At 70.6% G+C, this 1,084-nt stretch carries 2 protein-coding genes and 1 pseudogene; 2 read left to right on the top strand and 1 reads right to left on the bottom strand.

The features are described 5' to 3' along the window. Positions 1-385, bottom strand: a pseudogene (locus AB0C29_RS49940) (alpha/beta hydrolase); the annotation flags it as partial. A 100-nt stretch (positions 386-485) separates the two neighbouring features. Between AB0C29_RS49940 and AB0C29_RS49935 the strand changes: the two are divergent. Together AB0C29_RS49935 and AB0C29_RS49930 are read left to right on the top strand one after the other, a co-directional pair. Further along, on the top strand, positions 486-875 hold the full coding sequence (locus AB0C29_RS49935; RefSeq protein ID WP_360835618.1) for a GntR family transcriptional regulator: 390 nt from the start codon (positions 486-488) through the stop codon (positions 873-875). Continuing rightward, positions 872-1,084 (top strand): ATP-binding cassette domain-containing protein (locus AB0C29_RS49930; protein WP_360835616.1); only part of this gene is annotated, 213 nt, incomplete at its 3' end. The genes AB0C29_RS49935 and AB0C29_RS49930, both read left to right, overlap by 4 nt.

Here is a 1,084-nt window from a genome sequence, read left to right as displayed (position 1 = left end):
CGCCGGAGACGAACCACAGCACCACCCGGTCCGCGTCAGCGCGCGGATCGGCCCGGGCAGCCGTCACGGCGGCGGCGACTTGATCCGCCGCCGTGGCGTAGTCCAGCACGAGGCCGTCCGGGCCCGGCGTGATGGGCAGCTGATAGCCGACCACGGCGGTGAGCAGCCCCTGCTCGGCCAGCAGCCGGCCGTATCCGCGATAGAGCGGCCAGTCCCGGGGCTGCGCCTCCAGCCCGGGCGGCAGCGGCGCGCCGTGCACCACCACGACGACCGGGAACGGGCCCTCCCCGTCAGGCCGGTAGGTGTCCACTGTGTCCGTCCGCTCCGGCTCGCGGGCCGGCGGTGACAGGACGAACGGGCGCAGATACTCCGGGGTCTCAGCCATGCGCAGCACGCTATCGAAGCCCCGGTGGCCGCATTGTCCCTTGACAGCCGGGAGGTCGCTTTCTCTATAGTGCTAGTAGCCTAGTTAAAGCGAGAAACCTGTGATCGACTTTCACCTGGACGTCCGGTCCGGCGTCTCGCCGTACCTGCAGCTCGTGCAGCAGGTGCAGCGGGCGCTGCGGCTCGGCCTGCTGTCCGTCGGGGATCAGCTCCCCACGGTCAAGGAGGTCGTGGCCAAGCTGGCGATCAACCCCAACACGGTGCTCAAGGCCTACCGGGAGCTGGAACATCTCGGCCTGGTCACCCCCCGCCCGGGGCTCGGCACCTTCGTGACCCACAGCCTGGCCGACGACTCGCTGGCCGCCCACGAACCGCTGCGCCGGGAGCTGCTCTCCTGGCTGGAGAAGGCCCACCGGGCCGGGCTCGACGCCGACAGCATCGAGGCCCTGTTCATGACGACATTCCGAAAGGCAACCGAGGTGACCCCATGAATCCGGTCCTGCGCACCCAGGGACTGAGCAAGAGCTATGGCAGCCGGCCCGCCCTCACCGACGTCACGCTGACCGTGCCCGCCGGCCGCGTCGTCGGGCTGGTCGGGCCGAACGGCGCGGGCAAGTCCACATTGCTCAATCTCGCCGCCGGCATGATCACGCCGACGGCCGGCACCATCGAGGTGCTCGGCTCGCGCCCGGCTGCCGAC

The sequence above is a fragment of the Actinoplanes sp. NPDC048791 genome (genome assembly GCF_040650095.1).
GTDB lineage: Bacteria > Actinomycetota > Actinomycetes > Mycobacteriales > Micromonosporaceae > Actinoplanes.
Note: the sequence above shows the minus strand (reverse complement) of the source record. Positions and strands in the feature narration are given on the sequence as shown.